Below are 16416 nucleotides of genomic sequence, written 5' to 3'. Positions count from 1 at the left end.
CGCCCGCCCGGCGGGTCGCACGTGACGGGCGACCCGCCGGGCGGGGTGGTCGGAGGCGGTGCGCCCTCGGGAGAGAATGGACCGATGGCCCTCTACCGTGACGCCGCGATCGTGCTGCGCACCCACAAGCTGGGTGAGGCAGACCGGATCGTCACGATGCTGTGCCGCGGCACCGGCAAGGTGCGCGCCGTGGCCAAGGGCGTGCGACGTACGAAGTCCAAGTTCGGGGCGCGCCTCGAGCCGGGCATGGTCGTGGATCTGCAGTGCTACCAAGGGCGTTCGCTCGACACGATCACCCAGGCGGCGATGCTCGCGCCGTACGGCGAGCAGGTCGCGGCCGACTACTCCGCGTGGACCGCCGCCGCGGCGATGCTCGAGACGGCCGACCGGCTCACCGAGGAGCGCGAGCCGGTGCAGCGGCAGTTCACGCTGCTGGCGGGCGGTCTGGCGGCGCTGGCCGCCGGGCGCCACGACTCGGGGCTGGTGCTCGACTCCTACCTGCTGCGCGCGATGGCGACCGCCGGGTGGGCCCCGTCGTTCCGCGACTGCGCAGGTTGCGGCGCGCCCGGCCCGCACCGGGCGGTCAACCTCGCGGCGGGCGGCGCGGTCTGCCCGTCGTGCCGGCCGCCGGGCTCGGCGGCGCCGCGCCCCGAGACGTTCGTGCTGCTCGGCGCGCTGGTCGCCGGCGACTGGGCGACGGCCGTGGCCGCCGACCCGCGCACGCGCAACGAGGCCAGCGGACTCGTGACGGCATACCTGCACTGGCACCTGGAGCGGGGCGTACGCTCGCTGCGCCTGGTCGACCGGGGCACCCCCGCTCTGCCGGCACCGCCCGCCGACCGTGCAGGAGCCCGATGAGCACGCCCGTCCCGCCGCCGCCCCACCGAAGCGGCGCCCGAGCGCCCCAGCTGCCGCCCGAGATCGTGCCCCGGCACGTCGCGCTGGTGATGGACGGCAACGGGCGGTGGGCCAACGCGCGCGGGCTGCCGCGCACGAAGGGCCACGAGGCCGGCGAGGCGCAGCTGATCGACGTCGTCGCGGGCGCGATCGAGGCGGGCGTGGGGACGCTGTCGGCGTACATGTTCTCCACCGAGAACTGGAAGCGCTCGCCCGACGAGGTCCGCTTCCTGATGGGCTTCAACCGCGACGTGATCCGCCGCCGCGTCGACCTGCTCGACTCCTGGGGCGTGCGCTGCCGCTGGACCGGGCAGCGGCCGCGGCTGTGGCGCTCGGTCGTCAAGGAGCTGGAGAGCGCGCAGGAGCGCACCAAGCACAACACCGTCATGACGCTGCAGATGTGCGTCAACTACGGCGGCCGCGCCGAGATCGCCGCCGCCACCCGCCGCATCGCCGAGCAGGTCGCCGCCGGCCGGCTCAAGCCGGACAAGATCACCGAGGCCACGATCGCCCGCAACCTCGACTGGCCCGACACCCCCGACGTCGACCTGTTCGTGCGCAGCTCGGGCGAGCAGCGCACCAGCAACTTCCTGCTGTGGCAGTCCGCCTACGCCGAGATGGTCTTCCTCGACACCCTCTGGCCCGACTTCGACCGCACCCACCTGTGGCAGGCGATCGAGACGTACGCCGCCCGCGACCGCCGCTACGGCGGCGCCGTCGACCGCACCGCGACCCCGTAGACCGGGCATGTCCGTGGACCAGCACCTGATCGTGATCAGGGGCAACTCGGCATCCGGCAAGTCGACGGTGGCGGTCGAGCTGCAGCGACGGATGGGGCGCGGGGCCGCGAACGTCGGGCAGGACCACTTGAGACGGGTCGTGCTTCGGGAGCACGACGTCCCCGACGGCGACAACATCGGCCTCATCGAGCAGACGGCACAGCACTGTCTGCAGATCGGCTATCACGTGATCCTCGAGGGGATCTTGTACTCCGGCCACTACGGAAACATGCTGCGCAGGCTCATGGGCCGGCACGACGGCCCGACCCACGTCTTCTACCTCGACGTCCCGCTGGAGGAGACCCTGCGTCGGCACGCAGGGCGCCCCTTGGCGTCAGAGGTCGACTCCACCAAGCTGCGTGAGTGGTTCCTGGAGTCGGATGTCCTCGGGGTGCCCGGCGAGGTTGTCCTCGGCGGCGAGTACGACGTGGGCGGCGTGGTGGACCGGGTCCTCCAGGCGGTCGGCCCGGTGCGCGAGCGTACGAGCTCGTCGCAGGGGAAGTTCCTTTGACAGTCTGCCCGGCGCGGACGTACGACGCATCACGCGCGAGGTGGGCGGCCGGGCGGATGGGGTCGGTATCGACCCGAAACGTCACGTCCGAGGGGGTTTGGGCGGGCGGATGGGGTCGGTATCGACCCGAAACGTCACGTCCGGGGGGGGGTTGGGCGGGCGGATGGGGTCGGTATCGACCCGAAACGTCACGTCCGGGGGGGGGGGGTTTGGGCGGGCAGATGGGGTCGGTATCGACCCGATGGCGCCGGTCGTACGCGCCGATTCCGGGGGTTGTGACGTGCGGCGGGGCGGGGGAGCGGTCACAAGGGCCGATATCGGGGGTTGTTGACGTCACGTGGGGCGCGCCGACCGTCGTACGCGCCGATGTCGGGGGATACGCGCCGGTGCGCGCACGCCTCAGCCCACTCAGCCCCTCGAGCAGTCCGCGCAGCGACCGAACAGCTCGACGGTGTGCTCCACGTCGGTGAAGCCGTGGTCCTGGCCGACCCGGGCGGCCCAGCGCTCGACCGCGGGGCCCTCGACCTCGACTGTGCGTCCGCAGTCGCGGCATACCAGATGGTGGTGGTGCCCGGTGCTGCAGCGGCGATAGACCGCCTCGCCCTCGTCGGTGCGCAGCACGTCGACCTCGCCGTCGGAGGCCATCGTCTGCAGCGTGCGGTAGACGGTGGCGAGACCGACGGAGGCGCCCTTGGTGCGCAGCCGCTCGTGCAGGCTCTGCGCCGAGGTGAAGTCGTCGATCTCCGACAACGTCTCGGTGACCGCTGCCCGCTGCCGGGTGGGTCGCCGTCCGGTGCTCTCGCTCACGATTCCCTCCTCGCGGTGGGGGCCGGCTCGTCGTGCCGGTCCCAGTGGTCGGCGTGCGCCGCGTGCCGCTCGCCGTCGTGCAGGTAGTCCACGTGGTCGCCGTGCGGCACCGCACGGTGGCCGCAGCCGGGCCGGTGCTCGTGCGCGTGGTGCGACGACTCCGCGTGGCGCGCCGCCCGCACCCGAGCCACGGCCCAGGTCGCGAACGACGCCAGCACGAACACCAGCACGGTCAGCACCACGATGGTGCCGCCCGACGGGGTCTCGGCGTGGTAGGAGACCACGACCCCGCCCACGCTGCACAGGACCCCGATGAGCACGGCCAGCCGCAGCGCGCTCGCGAAGCTGCGGGTGAGCAGCTGCGAGGCGGCGTTCGGCACGATCATCAGCGCACTGATCAGCAATAGCCCGACGACGCGCATCGACACCACGACGGTGACCGCGGTCAGGATCGCCAGCGTCAGGTTGACGGCGAGCACGTTCATGCCGGTGGCGCGGGCGTACTCCTCGTCGCCGGCGACGGCGAACAGCCGCGGTCGCATGATCCAGGTGACCAGCAGGATGACCGCGGCGAGCACCGCGAAGACGCGCACGTCCGTCGGGCTCGTCGTGGTGATGGCGCCGAAGAGGAACGAGTCGAGGTTGGCCGGGGTCTCGCTGCCGGCGCGGCTCAGCAGCACGATGCCCACGGCGATCCCGCCGTAGAACATCACCGCCAGCGCGACGTCGCCGCTGGTGCGCCCGCGCGCCCGGACCAGCTCGATGAGCACGGCCGCGGCCACTGCCAGCGCGAGCGCGGTGAAGACCGGTTGCTGGCCGGTGACCACACCCACGGCGACGCCGGCGAGCGCGACGTGGCCCATGCCGTCGCCGATCAGCGCCAGCCGGCGCTGCACCAGGAAGATGCCGACCATCGGCGCGGCCACGCCCACGAGCAGTGCGGCGATCAGCGCCCGCTGCATGAAGTCGTACTGCAGCAGCTCAAGCATGGTCGGCTCCGGTGCTCAGCGGGCCTGCGCTCGGCAGGTGGCTCCCGTGCGGGGGGTCGGTCGGCGGGCACGGGTGGCTGCCGACGATCTGCTCGCGCCGGTGCTCGGCGTAGCGCTCGGGCGTGCCGTCGAAGCTGACCCGACCGGAGGTCAGCTCGACGATGCGGGTGACGACGTCGCGCAGCGCGGCCACCTCGTGGGTGACGATCAGCAGCGTGCGGCCGCTCGCCGTCAGCCGGCGCAGCACCTCGGCGAGCACCCGCTGGCTCGCCTCGTCGACGCCGGCCGTCGGCTCGTCCATGATCAGCAGGTCGGGCTCGGCGGCGAGCGCGCGGGCGATCAGCACCCGGCGCTGCTGGCCGCCGGACAGGGTCGACACGTCGTCGCCGGCCCGCTCGGCCAGGCCGACCAGCTCCAGCGCCTCGGTGATCGCGCGCCGGTCTTCGGGAGTACGCCGGACGAACCAGCCCTGGTGCGGCAGCCGCCCGACGGCGACCACCTCCTCGACCGTGGCGCGCACCGAGCCCGAGAGGGTGTGCCGCTGGGGGACGTACCCGATGCGGTAGCGCTCGGACAGGTCGCGCAGCGGCTGCCCGAGGACGGTCGCCTCGCCGCCCAGCTGGTCGGTGAGGCCGAGCAGGCCGCGCACCAGCGTGGACTTGCCGGAGCCGTTCGGCCCGAGCAGCGCGACGACCTCGCCGGGCCGCACGTCGAGGTCGATCGAGCGCACGACGGCGCGGTCGGCATAACCGAACGAGACGTGCCGCAGCTCGATCACGGGGCGGGTGGTGTCGGTCATGAGCATCCCTGTCCGGTGCGCAGCGTCGAGAGGTTGGAGCGCATGACCGCGAAGTAGTCGCCGCCGGCCGAACGGTCGGTGATGCTCTCGACCGGGTCCAGCGTGGCCGTACGCGCGCCGGTGCTGCGCGCGATCGCGTCGGCGAAGTCGGAGCTCACCAGCGGCTCGGTGTAGATCGTGGTGACGCCGTGCGCCTTGGCATAGCTGGAGATCCGGCCCAGCGCGGCCGGGTCGGGCTCCTGGCCGGGGGAGACCGCGATCGGCACCTGCGACAGGCCGGTGCGCTGGGCGAGGTAGCCGAACGCGGCGTGGCTCGTGACCAGCTCTGTGCGCGGGCACGAGCGCAGGCCGGTGACGAGCTCGCGGTCGAGCGTGGTGAGCCGGCCGCTGAAGGCGCGGGCGTTGCGCTCGTAGTCGGCTCGGTTGGCCGGGTCGACCTGGCCGAGGCGCGTGGCGACGGCGGTGGCGACGGCGGCGTAGCGCTGCGGGTCGAGCCAGAAGTGCTGGTCGACGGCGCCCGGCTCGGACCCGTGGTCGTGGCCGTCGTCGGCGTGGTGCTGCTCGGCGTCGCCCTCGCCGACCGGCTCCACCGACGGGGTGGGGGTCAGCCGCGCGGGCCCCGACACGTCGAACGCGCGGTCGCCGGCCTGCTCCTTCGCCGCGGTGTCGACGGCGGTGGAGAACCCCTTGCTGTAGACCACCAGCGACGCGTCGTCGATCGCCGCGACGTTCTTGGCGGTCAGCTCCAGGTCGTGCGGCTCGACACCGGGCTTGGCCAGGTTGAGCGTGGTGACGTGCTCACCGCCGACGGAGCGGACGAGCAGGTCCAGGGGGTACGCCGCCGTCACCACCGTGGGACGGTCGCCACCGCCGGAGCCAGGCCCACCGGCGCCCGAGGTGCCGCAACCGGCGAGCGCGGCGGTCGCCGCGAGGGCGAGGGCGGGGAGGGCAGCAGGGAGCTTCACGAGAATCATTCTCAGGAGAAGTGAGAATGATTGTCAACTGCGAGTCGCGCGGCGTCAGCGCGGGACGGCCAGCACCACCATGACGACGGCGGTGAGCAGCAGCACCGCCAGCCGCATCAGCCGGTCGAGCGGTGCGAGCCGGGGCCAGGTGAGATAGAGCAGCCAGGCGAGGAACAGCGTCAGCAGTCCGAAGCAGATCGCGCCGACGACGCCGCGCACCAGCGCCCCGACGAGCGCGATGGCCAGCGCCGCGACGAGCAGCGCGGCGGGCGGGAGCTTCGCCAGCTTCTGCAGCACGCCGTTGCTCGCGTGCTCGACCTTGCTGCGGAAGGCGTTCGTACGCACGGAAGGGCGGGAGTCTGCGGGCGGCACGGGGCGAGGGTAGCCACCGCCCGGGACTTGACCAACTCTTGACGGAAACCGGGAAGTGCCGTGGTTCTCTCGCCCACCCCCGCCGACCTACCGTGGCCTTGTCGCGAGGACACCCTCCCCTCCGATCCCTTGCGACATCGGTCACGGCGCAGCTGAGGCGGCGCGCTCGGAGTCTCCTTCCCCCGGGTGCGACGGGACGCCCCAGGTGCGCCGTGACCTCGTCCCGGACCGTTCGTCCCTCAGACCAGCAGGTCGTAGCCGATCTCGGTGGCGATCGCCGCGAGCAGCGCGATCACGGTCGGGTCGGCCAGCGGGCGGACCAGGTCGGGCGCCGACGGGCCGCAGCGTGCGGCGGGCTCGAACAGGACGAGGTTGGTGCCCGTCATCGTCGAGTCGACGCGCAGTCCGTGCAGGTCCGGCCAGGTGTCGTGGATCGTGCGCGCCCAGGCTCGGCAGACCTCCTTGGGTCCGTGCGCCAGCGAGCGCGCAGCCCCCTGCCGGACGAGCCAGTCGCCGCTCAGGTCGAGCAGCCGGAGCGGGCGCGCCGGCGTCCAACCGATCAGCACCGGCGCTCCGCTGATCGTGTCGATGACCCGCAGGTCCTGCCAGACCTCCGCCGCGGCTGTGCCGACGGTGGTCGCGGCGTACATCACCGCGTGCTGGGGCTGCTCGCGCATCCTGTCCGGGTGCGGGTCCCAGCGCATCGACGGCAGCCACCCGAAACCGCGCAGCGCGTTCCAGGGGAGCACGTGGTCCCCGCTGGTGCGGGCGATGCGAAAGACCGGCCCGGTGTGCTCGACCAGATCGCCGGGCGAGTGCTGCAGCGGCCGGGTCGGTGCCGCGGGGTACTTCGCGCTCACCAGGCGCTGAGCGCAGCGACCTGGTCAGCAACCGGGTCGGGTGCGCCCCCGGAGGCCAGCCAGGCGATCGGGGTCAGCCCGTCCAGCTCGTCCAGGCTCGTGCGCATCAGCGCCTCGACGGTCGAGGGGTGCACCTCCGAGGGGATGGCCCGCACGACCTGGTCGAGCCCGGGAAGAAAGCCGCCGTCGACGAACTGCCACGACGGAATGCGCAGTCCGTGCCCGGTGTGGACCGCGTGCAGGCGTTGCTGCTGGATCGCGCGCGTGATCGTGCTGCGGTGGCGGCCCACCAGTCGCGCGGCGGCGCCCGCGTCGAGGGTCTGGCGCAGCAACGTCGCGAGCGTGGCCAGGCGGGCGGCGGCCGCCGTGGCGCGCACCTGCGCGGGGCTGGCGAGCGTCGTGGCGAGCTGCTGGGAGCGCTCCTGCGGCAGGCCGCTGTGCTCGACGAGGGCGGCGGCCTCGTCCGCAGGCAGCGGCGCCGCGGCCGGGTCGCCGAGCGGCCGCGCGCGGGAGACGTCCGGCGCGGTCATGGCATGCAGGTACTCCAGCTCCTCGACCGAGGCGTTGGTGACGAGCCGGCGCAGCAGGGCGGCCGGGTCGGCCGCGCGGTCCACGGTGCTCATGCCCCTATCGTACGCCCGTGTGCACCGGAGCGCATCGCGCTGCGAACGGATGCGAACGGATGCGTCTGGGCCGGGCTGTCCTCCGCTCGATTCGGTCCGCAGGGGCCGGCTGGGCGAGAATGTCCGGGCTATGACCGAGGTGCTCGCCCCCGCTCCCGTGCTGCCGCCGCTGCAGATCGGGCGGCACGTCATCTCCTCTCCCGTGGTGCTCGCCCCGATGGCCGGGATCACCAACCGGGCGTTCCGGCGGCTGTGCCGGCAGTACGGCGCCGAAGGCTCCGCGGCCGGTGGCGCCTCGGGCGCGACCTCGCTCTACGTCAGCGAGATGATCACCTCGCGCGCCCTCGTCGAGCGCACGCCGGTCACCATGCAGCTCATCGAGCAGGACCCCGACGAGGACCCGCGCTCGATCCAGCTCTACGGCGTCGACCCGACCACGGTCGGCCGTGCCGTGCACCTGCTGGCGAGCGAGAACCGTTGTGACCACATCGATCTCAACTTCGGCTGCCCCGTGCCGAAGGTCACCCGCAAGGGCGGCGGGGGAGCGCTGCCGTGGAAGACCGACCTGTTCCGCGGGATCGTCGCGGCGGCCGTGCGCGAGGCGAGCCCGTACGACATCCCGGTCACCGTGAAGATGCGCAAGGGCATCGACGAGGACCACCTGACTTTCCTCGAGGCAGGCCGGATCGCCGAGGGCGAGGGGGCGGCCGCGGTCGCGCTGCACGGACGCACCGTCGCCCAGGCCTACTCGGGCCAGGCCGACTGGTCGGCCATCGCCGACCTGAAGCAGGCAGTCACCTCGGTGCCGGTGCTCGGCAACGGCGACATCTGGTCGGCCGAGGACGCCGTACGCATGGTGCGCGAGACCGGGTGCGACGGCGTCGTCGTGGGGCGCGGCTGCCTCGGTCGGCCGTGGCTGTTCACCGACCTGGCCGCGGCCTTCGCCGGGTCCGCCGAGCGGGTGCGCCCGACGCTGCGCGAGGTGTGCGCCACGATGCGTCGGCACACCGAGTACCTCGCGGAGTTCCACGGCTCGCAGGACAAGGCCTGCCGTGACATCCGCAAGCACGTCGCGTGGTACCTCAAGGGATTCCGGGTCGGCTCGCACGTGCGCTCCAGCCTCGCCACCGTCACCTCGCTCGCGACGCTGGACGACCTGGTGGCCACCCTCGACCTGGACCAGGAGTGGCCGAGCGAGGGCGCCGACGGTCCGCGCGGCCGCGCCGGGTCCGAGCGGCGGGTCGTGCTCCCCGAGGGCTGGCTGGGCTCGCGCTGCCTCGACGGGGCCTCGGCCGACGCGGTGCGCGACGCCGAGCTGTCGGTCTCCGGAGGCTGAGTTCCGTTCAGCCAGAAGGGTTCTCGACCGGCCGGTCCGGGTCGGTGATCCACTCCGACCACGACCCGACGTAGACCGCGGGCTGCACTCCGATCTGCGAGGCCTCGAGCGCCAGCGCCGCGTGCATCGCCTGCACGCCCGACCCGCAGTAGACCCCGACCTTGGTGCCGGGCCGCACCCCGAGCCGGGTCAGGTGCATCGCCAGGTCGTCGGCGGTGAGGAAGCGCCCGTCGTCGTCGAGGTTGGCCAGGGCCGGGGCGCTGACCGCGCCGGGGATGTGCCCGGCGACCGGGTCGATCGTCTCGTTCTGCCCGCGGAACCGGTCGCCCGGCCGCGCGTCCAGGAGCAGGTGCTGGTCGGCGTACTCCGCGGCGCCCTCGGCGTCGAGCACCTCACGGTGCGGCGGGGTGGCCACGAAGTCACCGCGCTGGGGGGTCACCGGCTCGTCGTCCACGGGGTAACCCAGGGCGCGCCACCGGCGCAGGCCGCCGTCGAGCACCTGCACCGCCTCGTGCCCGGCGTACGTCAGCAGCCACCACAGGCGCGCGGCGGACAGCCCCGAGTCGCGGTCGTAGACGACGACGCGCTCGTCGTTGTCGACGCCGGCCACCCGCATCGCCTCGGCGAAGGTCTCGGTGTCGGGCATCGGGTGCCGGCCGCCCTCGCCTGGCTCGCCGGACAGCGCCTCCTCGAACTCGACCCACGCGGCGCCGGGGACGTGCTCGCGGTCGTACTCCCCGCGCAGGGAGTCCTCGCCCAGCCGCCAGCTCACGTCGAGCACCACCAGCGTCGGGTCGCTGTCGAGGTCACGCAGCAGGTGCTCGGCGCTCACGAGGGGGCCGTCCGGGCGCGTCATGACCCCGAGCGTAGGGCGCCGGCGACCGGCCCGGGAGGGGTGAGCGCGGCACCCCGGACAGGCGGATGTGCAACGCTTCGGCCATGTGCCGCAACATCCGACAGCTTCACAACTTCGCCCCGCCGGCGACCGACGACGAGGTCCACGCGGCGGCCCTGCAGTACGTCCGCAAGATCAGCGGGTCGACCAAGCCCTCCCAGGCCAACGCCGAGGCGTTCGACGCGGCGGTCGAGGCCGTCGCCCGGGCCAGCCGCGGGCTGCTCGAGGCCCTGGTGACCTCGGCGCCGCCGAAGGACCGCGAGGTCGAGGCGGCCAAGGCCCGGGCGCGCGCCGCCAAGCGCTACGCCACGGCGGGCTGACCGTGCAGGACATCCAGATCGCGCCCGTGGGCGCGCAGGAGCGACGCGCCCTCGACGGCTGGCTCGAGCAGGCCGCCCAGCAGGGCATCGACGTCGAGGACGTGAGCTCGATCGGCGGCGCCTACGACGCCTACGTCGAGCGCATGGTCGACACCGACCCGGAGGACCGCGAGGACCCCACGCCGTTCTGCACGATGGTCGGCATGGCGATGGGTGAGCACCTGGTGCGGCGCACCCGCCTGCAGTGGCGGGTGGTGACCGACCAGGAGGGCACCGACCTGGCCGTCGCGACGCCGGAGGAGGACGCCATCCTCTTCCCGGTCGACCCGGTGGCCTCGGCCTGGGAGGTCGCCGAGGTGGGCTGGATGGACGAGTGGGTCGCCAACCTGCTGGCCGGGATGCAGGGCGAGGCGCAGTGACCCCGGTGGCGCTCGTGCCGAGCGAGCGCCTCAGCCGCGGCCAGCGGGTGCGCCGCCTCGCCAACCTGGTCAACGGCTCCACCGTGCTCGGGCTCGGGGTGGCGGCGCTCGGTCGCTGCCGGGTGCGCCGCGGCCCGCGCGGGCTCTGGCTCGCCGACCGCTACCGCTTCGACTTCCCCCGCGCCGGCGCGTTCACCGTGGGCGACGTGCTGCTCACCGCCGACGAGTGGCCGGCCCGGGTGCAGGTCTATCCCGGCCTGCTCGCGCACGAGGAACGGCACGCCTGGCAGTACGCCGTGTGCGGCGGTCTGCCCTTCGTCCCGCTGTACGTCCTCGCCATGGCCTGGTCGGTGCTGCGCACCGGCACCAAGGGCGCGCGCAACGTCTTCGAGCGTGACGCCGGGCTCGCGGCAGGGGGCTACCTCGACGCGCCGGTGGTGCCGCTGCGGGCTCGCCTCCGGCGACCGGTCGGCGCATGACCGCCGGGTACGACGCGGCCGCCCGTGAGCGGTGGGTGCGCGAGGACCCCGCGCTCAAGCGCGCGGACCGTGACGACTTCGCTCGCGACCGGGCGCGCCTGCTGCACTCGGCGGCGCTGCGCCGGCTCTCGCAGAAGACCCAGATGCACCGGCCCACGATGGACGACTTCGTGCGCAACCGGCTGACCCACTCGCTGGAGGTCGCGCAGATCGGGCGCGAGTTCGGGGCGGCGCTCGGCTGCGACGCCGACGTGGTCGACACCGCGTGCCTCGCGCACGACCTCGGTCACCCGCCGTTCGGGCACAACGGCGAGGCCGCGCTCGACGTGCTCGCCGCCGACATCGGCGGGTTCGAGGGCAACGCGCAGACGCTGCGCCTGCTGACCCGTCTGGAGGCCAAGCGCGAGCACCCCGACGGCCGGTCGGCGGGTCTCAACCTGACCCGCGCCACGCTCGACGCGTCGATCAAGTATCCCTGGCGGCGTGACGAATCCCCTTATCCCACAACGAAGTTCGGGACCTACGCGGACGACCTCGAGGCGTTCGACTGGATCCGGCTGCCGGCGCCCGCGGGCGAGCCGAACCGGCGCTGCCTCGAGGCCCAGGTCATGGACTGGTCCGACGACGTGGCCTACTCCGTGCACGATGTCGAGGACGCCGTCGCGTCCGGCATCATCGACCCGCGCGCGCTGCGCGACCCGCAGACCGTCGCGGCCGTGGCCGCCGCCGCGCGCAGCTGGTACGGCACCGACTTCGACGACGCCGCCCTCGCCGCGGCGCTCGACCGGGCGCTCACCGCGGGGGCGATGCCGACCGGTCACGACTCCACCCGGGCCGGGTTCGCGGCGCTGAAGGACACCACCAGCCGGCTCATCGGGCACTTCGTGCACAGCGTCGAGCTGGCCACCCGCGAGCGGTACGGCACCGGCCGGCTCACCCGGTTCGCCGCCGACGTCGTGGTGCCCGACGAGGTGCTGGCCGAGGTGCTCATGCTCAAGGCGGTGAGCGCGCACTACATCCTGATGTCCGAGGAGCGCAAGATCGCCCTGCAGGAGCAGCGCGAGCTGCTCGCCGCGCTGCACGAGGTCTATCGCGCGCACCCCGACCGGCTGGATCCGTTGCACCACAAGGACTTCGAGGCGGGCGACGGCGACGCCGACCGCGCCCGAGTGGTCATCGACCAGCTGGCCTCGCTCACCGACGCCCGAGCTATCGCCCTGGCCCAGCGCTGGACCTAGGCTGCGGCCCGCACGCTGGGACTCAGCCACCACGGGCATGCAAGGCGCGTCACCACTACCGGCGGGCGCCCAGACCGTCGTGACCGTTCCGCCACTGCCGGCGGGTACCGACCAGCTCCCCCCCGTCCGGCCCACGGCGATGAACGGGGGTACGCGGGCCTGGTTCATGGGGATCAGAAGCACCTGGAGATCTTCCTTGGGAAGGGGGGCGTGCCCACGGGCGTGCCGCCCAGGGGTGGAGAAGCGTCCCGTGGCCCGGGGAAGGCTGACCCGCCTACTTGAGCCTCCGCGACCATCTTGGGGTTGGGGCATTCTGGTTATCGGCGACCTATGACATGTACTGGCATCGATTATGTACCCAGACGAGAACAACTACCTTGTGTGCCGTGCCATAGCACCACAGCGCGATGATATCGTGGCTGTGGCGCGCATCTATGGCTGGAAGTAGTGGAGGCCGTGATGAGCACACTCTCTATCGCGCGGGTTGTTGCGGTTGGGGCTGTTATCGCAACCGCCCTGACCTCCTGCACCGGGTCTGACGCCGGCCCAGCTGCGGCCAAGCCGTCTGCGACCACGCCTGGCGTATCGGTTGAAATAGTTAATCCCGGAAGGGTCCCCGACGGTGCGCCGGTGCGACCAACGAGCCTGGCTGAGGTCTCAAGGGAAAGTCGACTGGTCGTTGAAGGCTTGGTCCTAGAGATTCGGTCGACTTCCTACGCGAAGGACCCGTTGGGCAGATCTGACCCGGCAACGATGCCCGTCGCGCGCATCCGGGTCACCAAGGTCGTCAAAGGGTCTGTGTCGATGAACGCCGTGATCCGTGTGGTGCAGCCTGATCGAGCGACGGAGCCCAGCGGGCAGTTGATAGCCGGGGCGGTCTCCACTGCGCCGTTCGTCAAAGGGGCGAAGTACTTGTTGTACCTGATTGAGCACAACTATTCCCCGAGGCAGGCATCTGGGCTATACGCGATCTGCTTCTGGGGGCAGTACCGCTCGCTGAGCAATGGCGATTTTCGCCGTGTCAGTAGCTTCTCTCCAGGCGCTCCCGCATCAGTGAGCTCCGCGGACGCCGAGCGCGCGGCACAATCATAGTCGGGCGACGGCGCCGCCGCGCGATCGGCAGCACCTAGGCTGCGAGGCATGGACCTGTCCGCGCTGCGCGTCCCCGTGATCGCCGCGCCGATGGCCGGCGGGCCGTCGACGCCCGAGCTGGTGGCGGCGGTGAGCGCGGCCGGCGGGTTCGGCTACCTCGCTGCCGGCTATCTCACGCCCGACGCGCTGCGCGAGAAGATCGCCGCCACCCGCGCGCTCACCGACAGCCCCTTCGGGGTCAACGTGTTCGTGCCGGCCCGGCTCGACGAGCAGCGGCAGGGCGCCGACGTCGAGGCCTACCGCGGCGAGCTGCTCGCCGTGGCCGACGCGCTCGGGGTCGAGCTGCCGCAGCCGCGCTGGGACGACACCGACCACTTCGCCGACAAGATCGACCTGCTGGTGGACGACCCGGTCGACACCGTCTCGTTCACGTTCGGCTGCCCGGGTGCCGAGGTCGTACGCCGGTTGCAGTCCGCTGGCAGCGACGTCGTGGTGACGGTCACCGACGCCGACGAGGCGCTCGCCGCCGCCCGCGAGGGCGCCGACGCGCTGTGCGTTCAGGGCAGCCAGGCCGGAGGCCACCGCAGCACCCACCGGGTCGACGCCATCCCCAACGACCTGTCCTACGTCGACCTGCTGCGCGAGGTGCGCAGCGTCTCGGCGCTGCCGCTCGTCGCCGCCGGCGGTATCGCCGACGGGCGCGAGGCCGCCCGCGCCCTCTCGCTCGGTGCGGTCGCGGTGCAGGCGGGGACGGCCTTCCTGCTCGCCGACAAGGCCGGCACCAGCGCCGCCCACCGGGCGGGCCTGCAGGACCCGGCCCTGGACCGTTCGGTCGTCACCCGGGCCTTCTCCGGCCGCCCGGCGCGGGGGCTGCGCAACCAGTTCGTGCGCGACCACGACGCCCAGTCGGTGCCGGTCTTCCCTGTCGTCGACCAGCTCACCAAACCGATCCGGGCCGCGGCCGCCAAGGTCGAGGACCACCAGCTCGTGAGCCTATGGGCGGGGACCCGCTGGCAGGGGCTGCGACCGGCCGCGGCGGCCGAGGTCGTCGCCGCGCTCGCCCCCGTGGACGACCGCCGGCGCTGACGGGGGCGGGACCTAGACTCGTCGCAGCGAGAGGAGGACGCGACCCCATGGCCGGACGGATCAGGGCCGACGACATCACGCTCGTCAAGGAGCGCACCGCCATCGACGACGTCGTCCGCGAGCACGTCACGCTGCGCCCGGCCGGCCCGGGCTCCTTCAAGGGGCTGTGTCCCTTCCACGACGAGAAGACACCGTCGTTCACCGTGCGGCCCGCCGTGGGCGCCTACCACTGCTTCGGCTGCGGCGAGGGCGGCGACGTGCTCGAGTTCGTGATGAAGGTCGACCACCTGTCCTTCACCGAAGCCGTCGAGCGGCTCGCGGCCAAGGCCGGCATCGAGCTGCGCTACGAGGACGGCCAGCGCCCCCGCGAGGAGTCGATCGGGCGGCGCTCGCGGCTCGTCGAGGCCCACCGCGTCGCCGCCGAGTTCTACGCCGGGCAGCTGCGCGCACCCGGCGAGGCACGCACCGCCCGTGACTTCCTGCGCTCGCGCGGGTTCGACGGCGCCGCGGCCGACCACTTCGGCGTCGGGTTCGCCCCGCGCGGCATGGACACCCTGGCCCGGCACCTGCGCGACAAGGGGTTCAGCGAGGAGGAGATCGTCCTCGGCGGGCTGGCCGGCCGCGGGCAGCGCGGCGGGCTCTACGACCGGTTCCGCGGACGACTGATCTGGCCGATCCGCGACATCACCGGCGACCCCATCGGGTTCGGCGCGCGCATCCTGTTCGACGACGACCGCATCCAGGCGAAGTACCTCAACACCTCCGAGACGCCGATCTACAAGAAGACCCAGGTGCTCTACGGCCTCGACCTGGCCAAGAAGTCCATCGCCGGGGACCGCCGGGCCGTGATCGTCGAGGGCTACACCGACGTCATGGCCGCCCACCTCGCGGGCGTGACGCACGCCGTCGCGACGTGCGGCACCGCGTTCGGTGCCGAGCACATCAAGACGCTGCGGCGCATCCTGCGCGACGAGGCCGGGCAGGCCCCCGCCAGGGTGATCTTCACCTTCGACGGCGACGCCGCGGGTCAGAAGGCGGCGATGAAGGCGTTCGGCGACGACCAGCGGTGGGCCTCGCAGTCGTTCGTCGCGGTCGCCCCCGGCGGGCAGGACCCGTGCGACCTGCGGCACAGCTCCGGCGACGCCGCCGTGCGCGACCTCGTCGACTCGGCGGTGCCGATGTTCGAGTTCGCGGTGCGCACCACCATCTCCCGCTTCGACCTCGACCACGCCGAGGGCCGGGTGCAGGCCATGCGCGCCGCCGCCCCGATCATCCAGAGCATCCGCGACCGCTCGCTGCGCCCGGAGTACACCCGGACCGTGGCGGGCTGGCTGGGCGTCGACGTGGGGCAGCTGTCCACCGAGGTCGCTCGCGCCGGGAGGGTGCCGCAGCCGCCCGAGGCGAGCCGGCCGACCCCGCCCCAGGACGAGGGCGACGATCTCGCTCGGTCCGCGCCGGCGTACCCGCCGCTGGACCTGCGCGACGCGGTCGTCAACGCCGAGCACCAGCTGCTCATGGTGCTCGTCCAGCACCCGGCGCAGATCGGCGAGGAGCAGTGGGGCCTGCTCGACCCGCAGGCGTTCTCCGCGCCGGCCCACGCCGCGGTGATGGCGGCCCTGGTCGACGTCGGCCGCCCCGGCGAGCGGTCGCTCGCCACCTGGCTCGGCGAGGTCGTCGAGGCGACGCCCGAGCCGCTCGAGCGCCTGGTGCGCGAGCTGTCCCTGGCGACCATCCCGGCCGAGCGCGACGACGCCGGGCGACCGGCCCAGCGCTACGTCGAGTCGCTCGTGCTGCGGGTGCAGGAGGCCGGTCTCACCCGGCGCATCAACGACGCCATGAGCGCCCTGCAGCGCGCGGGTGACGACCTCGAGCGGGTGCGGGCGCTGTCGGTCGAGCTGCAGCGCCTGCAGCGAGAGATCCACGGGGTGCGGGCCGCGCGGGGCTAGGCA

18 protein-coding genes are annotated in these 16416 nt (G+C 73.0%); 10 read left to right on the top strand and 8 right to left on the bottom strand.

What is annotated here, in order from left to right:
- The first annotated feature begins 84 nt into the window (after window positions 1–84).
- From recO to FB554_RS08405, 3 genes are read left to right on the top strand one after another with little or no spacing between them, the layout of a single operon-like run.
- The gene (gene recO, locus FB554_RS08415; RefSeq protein ID WP_142005545.1) at window positions 85–858 is read left to right on the top strand and encodes a DNA repair protein RecO; all 774 of its coding nucleotides are present in this window, start codon (window positions 85–87) and stop codon (window positions 856–858) included.
- Window positions 855–1637, top strand: a complete 783-nt coding sequence (locus FB554_RS08410; RefSeq protein ID WP_142005544.1) for an isoprenyl transferase — start codon at window positions 855–857, stop codon at window positions 1635–1637. The genes recO and FB554_RS08410 overlap by 4 nt, the downstream gene beginning before the upstream one ends.
- Before the next feature lie 7 nt (window positions 1638–1644).
- The gene (locus FB554_RS08405; protein ID WP_142005543.1) at window positions 1645–2187 is read left to right on the top strand and encodes an AAA family ATPase; all 543 of its coding nucleotides are present in this window, start codon (window positions 1645–1647) and stop codon (window positions 2185–2187) included.
- Between the two features lie 408 nt (window positions 2188–2595).
- Here FB554_RS08405 and FB554_RS08400 read toward each other — a convergent pair whose 3' ends face one another.
- From FB554_RS08400 to FB554_RS08370, 7 genes are all read right to left on the bottom strand, one after another.
- A complete protein-coding gene (locus tag FB554_RS08400; RefSeq protein ID WP_170206819.1) occupies window positions 2596–2994 on the bottom strand; it encodes a Fur family transcriptional regulator in 399 nt (132 codons plus the stop codon).
- Entirely contained in the window at window positions 2991–3983 is a 993-nt protein-coding gene (locus FB554_RS08395) for a metal ABC transporter permease (RefSeq protein ID WP_142005542.1), read from the bottom strand. Before FB554_RS08395 ends, FB554_RS08400 begins: the two co-directional genes overlap by 4 nt.
- Window positions 3976–4782 carry a metal ABC transporter ATP-binding protein gene (locus tag FB554_RS08390; protein WP_170206818.1) on the bottom strand — a complete coding sequence of 269 codons (807 nt, stop codon included), beginning with the start codon at window positions 4780–4782 and terminating at the stop codon, window positions 3976–3978. Before FB554_RS08390 ends, FB554_RS08395 begins: the two co-directional genes overlap by 8 nt.
- Complete coding sequence (locus tag FB554_RS08385; RefSeq protein ID WP_142005540.1) at window positions 4779–5756, bottom strand: metal ABC transporter solute-binding protein, Zn/Mn family; 978 nt, start codon at window positions 5754–5756, stop codon at window positions 4779–4781. Before FB554_RS08385 ends, FB554_RS08390 begins: the two co-directional genes overlap by 4 nt.
- 45 nt (window positions 5757–5801) lie before the next feature.
- The gene (locus FB554_RS08380) at window positions 5802–6119 is read right to left on the bottom strand and encodes a DUF6703 family protein (protein ID WP_289230879.1); all 318 of its coding nucleotides are present in this window, start codon (window positions 6117–6119) and stop codon (window positions 5802–5804) included.
- A gap of 239 nt (window positions 6120–6358) precedes the next feature.
- Window positions 6359–6979 (bottom strand): RES domain-containing protein, encoded by a 621-nt coding sequence (locus FB554_RS08375; RefSeq protein WP_211344560.1) that lies wholly within the window; start codon window positions 6977–6979, stop codon window positions 6359–6361.
- Window positions 6976–7602, bottom strand: coding sequence for a hypothetical protein (locus tag FB554_RS08370; RefSeq protein WP_142005537.1), 627 nt, complete (start codon window positions 7600–7602; stop codon window positions 6976–6978). Before FB554_RS08370 ends, FB554_RS08375 begins: the two co-directional genes overlap by 4 nt.
- Window positions 7603–7732: 130 nt before the next feature.
- Between FB554_RS08370 and dusB the strand changes: the two genes are divergently transcribed.
- Window positions 7733–8938, top strand: coding sequence for a tRNA dihydrouridine synthase DusB (dusB, locus tag FB554_RS08365; RefSeq protein ID WP_142005536.1), 1206 nt, complete (start codon window positions 7733–7735; stop codon window positions 8936–8938).
- A 7-nt stretch (window positions 8939–8945) separates the two neighbouring features.
- On the opposite strand, the gene FB554_RS08360 is transcribed toward dusB, so the two are convergent.
- Window positions 8946–9794 (bottom strand): sulfurtransferase, encoded by an 849-nt coding sequence (locus tag FB554_RS08360; protein WP_142005535.1) that lies wholly within the window; start codon window positions 9792–9794, stop codon window positions 8946–8948.
- Between the two features lie 83 nt (window positions 9795–9877).
- Between FB554_RS08360 and FB554_RS08355 the strand changes: the two genes are divergently transcribed.
- The 6 genes from FB554_RS08355 to dnaG all read left to right on the top strand — a co-directional run bounded on the left by FB554_RS08355 (window position 9878) and on the right by dnaG (window position 16413).
- Window positions 9878–10153, top strand: coding sequence for a DUF2277 domain-containing protein (locus tag FB554_RS08355; RefSeq protein WP_142005534.1), 276 nt, complete (start codon window positions 9878–9880; stop codon window positions 10151–10153).
- 2 nt (window positions 10154–10155) lie between these two features.
- Complete coding sequence (locus tag FB554_RS08350; protein WP_142005533.1) at window positions 10156–10572, top strand: DUF3806 domain-containing protein; 417 nt, start codon at window positions 10156–10158, stop codon at window positions 10570–10572.
- A 5-nt stretch (window positions 10573–10577) separates the two neighbouring features.
- The gene (locus FB554_RS08345; protein ID WP_236022342.1) at window positions 10578–11051 is read left to right on the top strand and encodes a hypothetical protein; all 474 of its coding nucleotides are present in this window, start codon (window positions 10578–10580) and stop codon (window positions 11049–11051) included.
- On the top strand, window positions 11048–12289 hold the full coding sequence (locus tag FB554_RS08340) for a deoxyguanosinetriphosphate triphosphohydrolase (protein WP_142005531.1): 1242 nt from the start codon (window positions 11048–11050) through the stop codon (window positions 12287–12289). The genes FB554_RS08345 and FB554_RS08340 overlap by 4 nt, the downstream gene beginning before the upstream one ends.
- A gap of 1140 nt (window positions 12290–13429) precedes the next feature.
- The gene (locus tag FB554_RS08335) at window positions 13430–14467 is read left to right on the top strand and encodes an NAD(P)H-dependent flavin oxidoreductase (protein WP_142005530.1); all 1038 of its coding nucleotides are present in this window, start codon (window positions 13430–13432) and stop codon (window positions 14465–14467) included.
- A 47-nt stretch (window positions 14468–14514) separates the two neighbouring features.
- Complete coding sequence (dnaG, locus tag FB554_RS08330) at window positions 14515–16413, top strand: DNA primase (RefSeq protein WP_142005529.1); 1899 nt, start codon at window positions 14515–14517, stop codon at window positions 16411–16413.
- The last annotated feature ends 3 nt before the right edge of the window (window positions 16414–16416 follow it).

It is taken from the genome of Barrientosiimonas humi, assembly GCF_006716095.1.
GTDB lineage: Bacteria > Actinomycetota > Actinomycetes > Actinomycetales > Dermatophilaceae > Barrientosiimonas > Barrientosiimonas humi.
This window is presented reverse-complemented; position numbering and strand designations above follow the sequence as displayed.

What these genes read in the sequence shown, in the direction of transcription:
- FB554_RS08340 (WP_142005531.1), top strand. Translation starts at nt 11,048, where the DNA reads ATGACCGCCGGGTACGACGCGGCCGCCCGTGAGCGGTGGGTGCGCGAG.
- dnaG (WP_142005529.1), top strand. Translation starts at nt 14,515, where the DNA reads ATGGCCGGACGGATCAGGGCCGACGACATCACGCTCGTCAAGGAGCGC.
- dusB (WP_142005536.1), top strand. Translation starts at nt 7,733, where the DNA reads ATGACCGAGGTGCTCGCCCCCGCTCCCGTGCTGCCGCCGCTGCAGATC.
- recO (WP_142005545.1), top strand. Translation starts at nt 85, where the DNA reads ATGGCCCTCTACCGTGACGCCGCGATCGTGCTGCGCACCCACAAGCTG.
- FB554_RS08385 (WP_142005540.1), bottom strand. Translation starts at nt 5,756, where the DNA reads ATGATTCTCGTGAAGCTCCCTGCTGCCCTCCCCGCCCTCGCCCTCGCG.
- FB554_RS08360 (WP_142005535.1), bottom strand. Translation starts at nt 9,794, where the DNA reads ATGACGCGCCCGGACGGCCCCCTCGTGAGCGCCGAGCACCTGCTGCGT.
- FB554_RS08370 (WP_142005537.1), bottom strand. Translation starts at nt 7,602, where the DNA reads ATGAGCACCGTGGACCGCGCGGCCGACCCGGCCGCCCTGCTGCGCCGG.
- FB554_RS08390 (WP_170206818.1), bottom strand. Translation starts at nt 4,782, where the DNA reads ATGACCGACACCACCCGCCCCGTGATCGAGCTGCGGCACGTCTCGTTC.
- FB554_RS08410 (WP_142005544.1), top strand. Translation starts at nt 855, where the DNA reads ATGAGCACGCCCGTCCCGCCGCCGCCCCACCGAAGCGGCGCCCGAGCG.
- FB554_RS08355 (WP_142005534.1), top strand. Translation starts at nt 9,878, where the DNA reads ATGTGCCGCAACATCCGACAGCTTCACAACTTCGCCCCGCCGGCGACC.
- FB554_RS08395 (WP_142005542.1), bottom strand. Translation starts at nt 3,983, where the DNA reads ATGCTTGAGCTGCTGCAGTACGACTTCATGCAGCGGGCGCTGATCGCC.
- FB554_RS08405 (WP_142005543.1), top strand. Translation starts at nt 1,645, where the DNA reads ATGTCCGTGGACCAGCACCTGATCGTGATCAGGGGCAACTCGGCATCC.
- FB554_RS08335 (WP_142005530.1), top strand. Translation starts at nt 13,430, where the DNA reads ATGGACCTGTCCGCGCTGCGCGTCCCCGTGATCGCCGCGCCGATGGCC.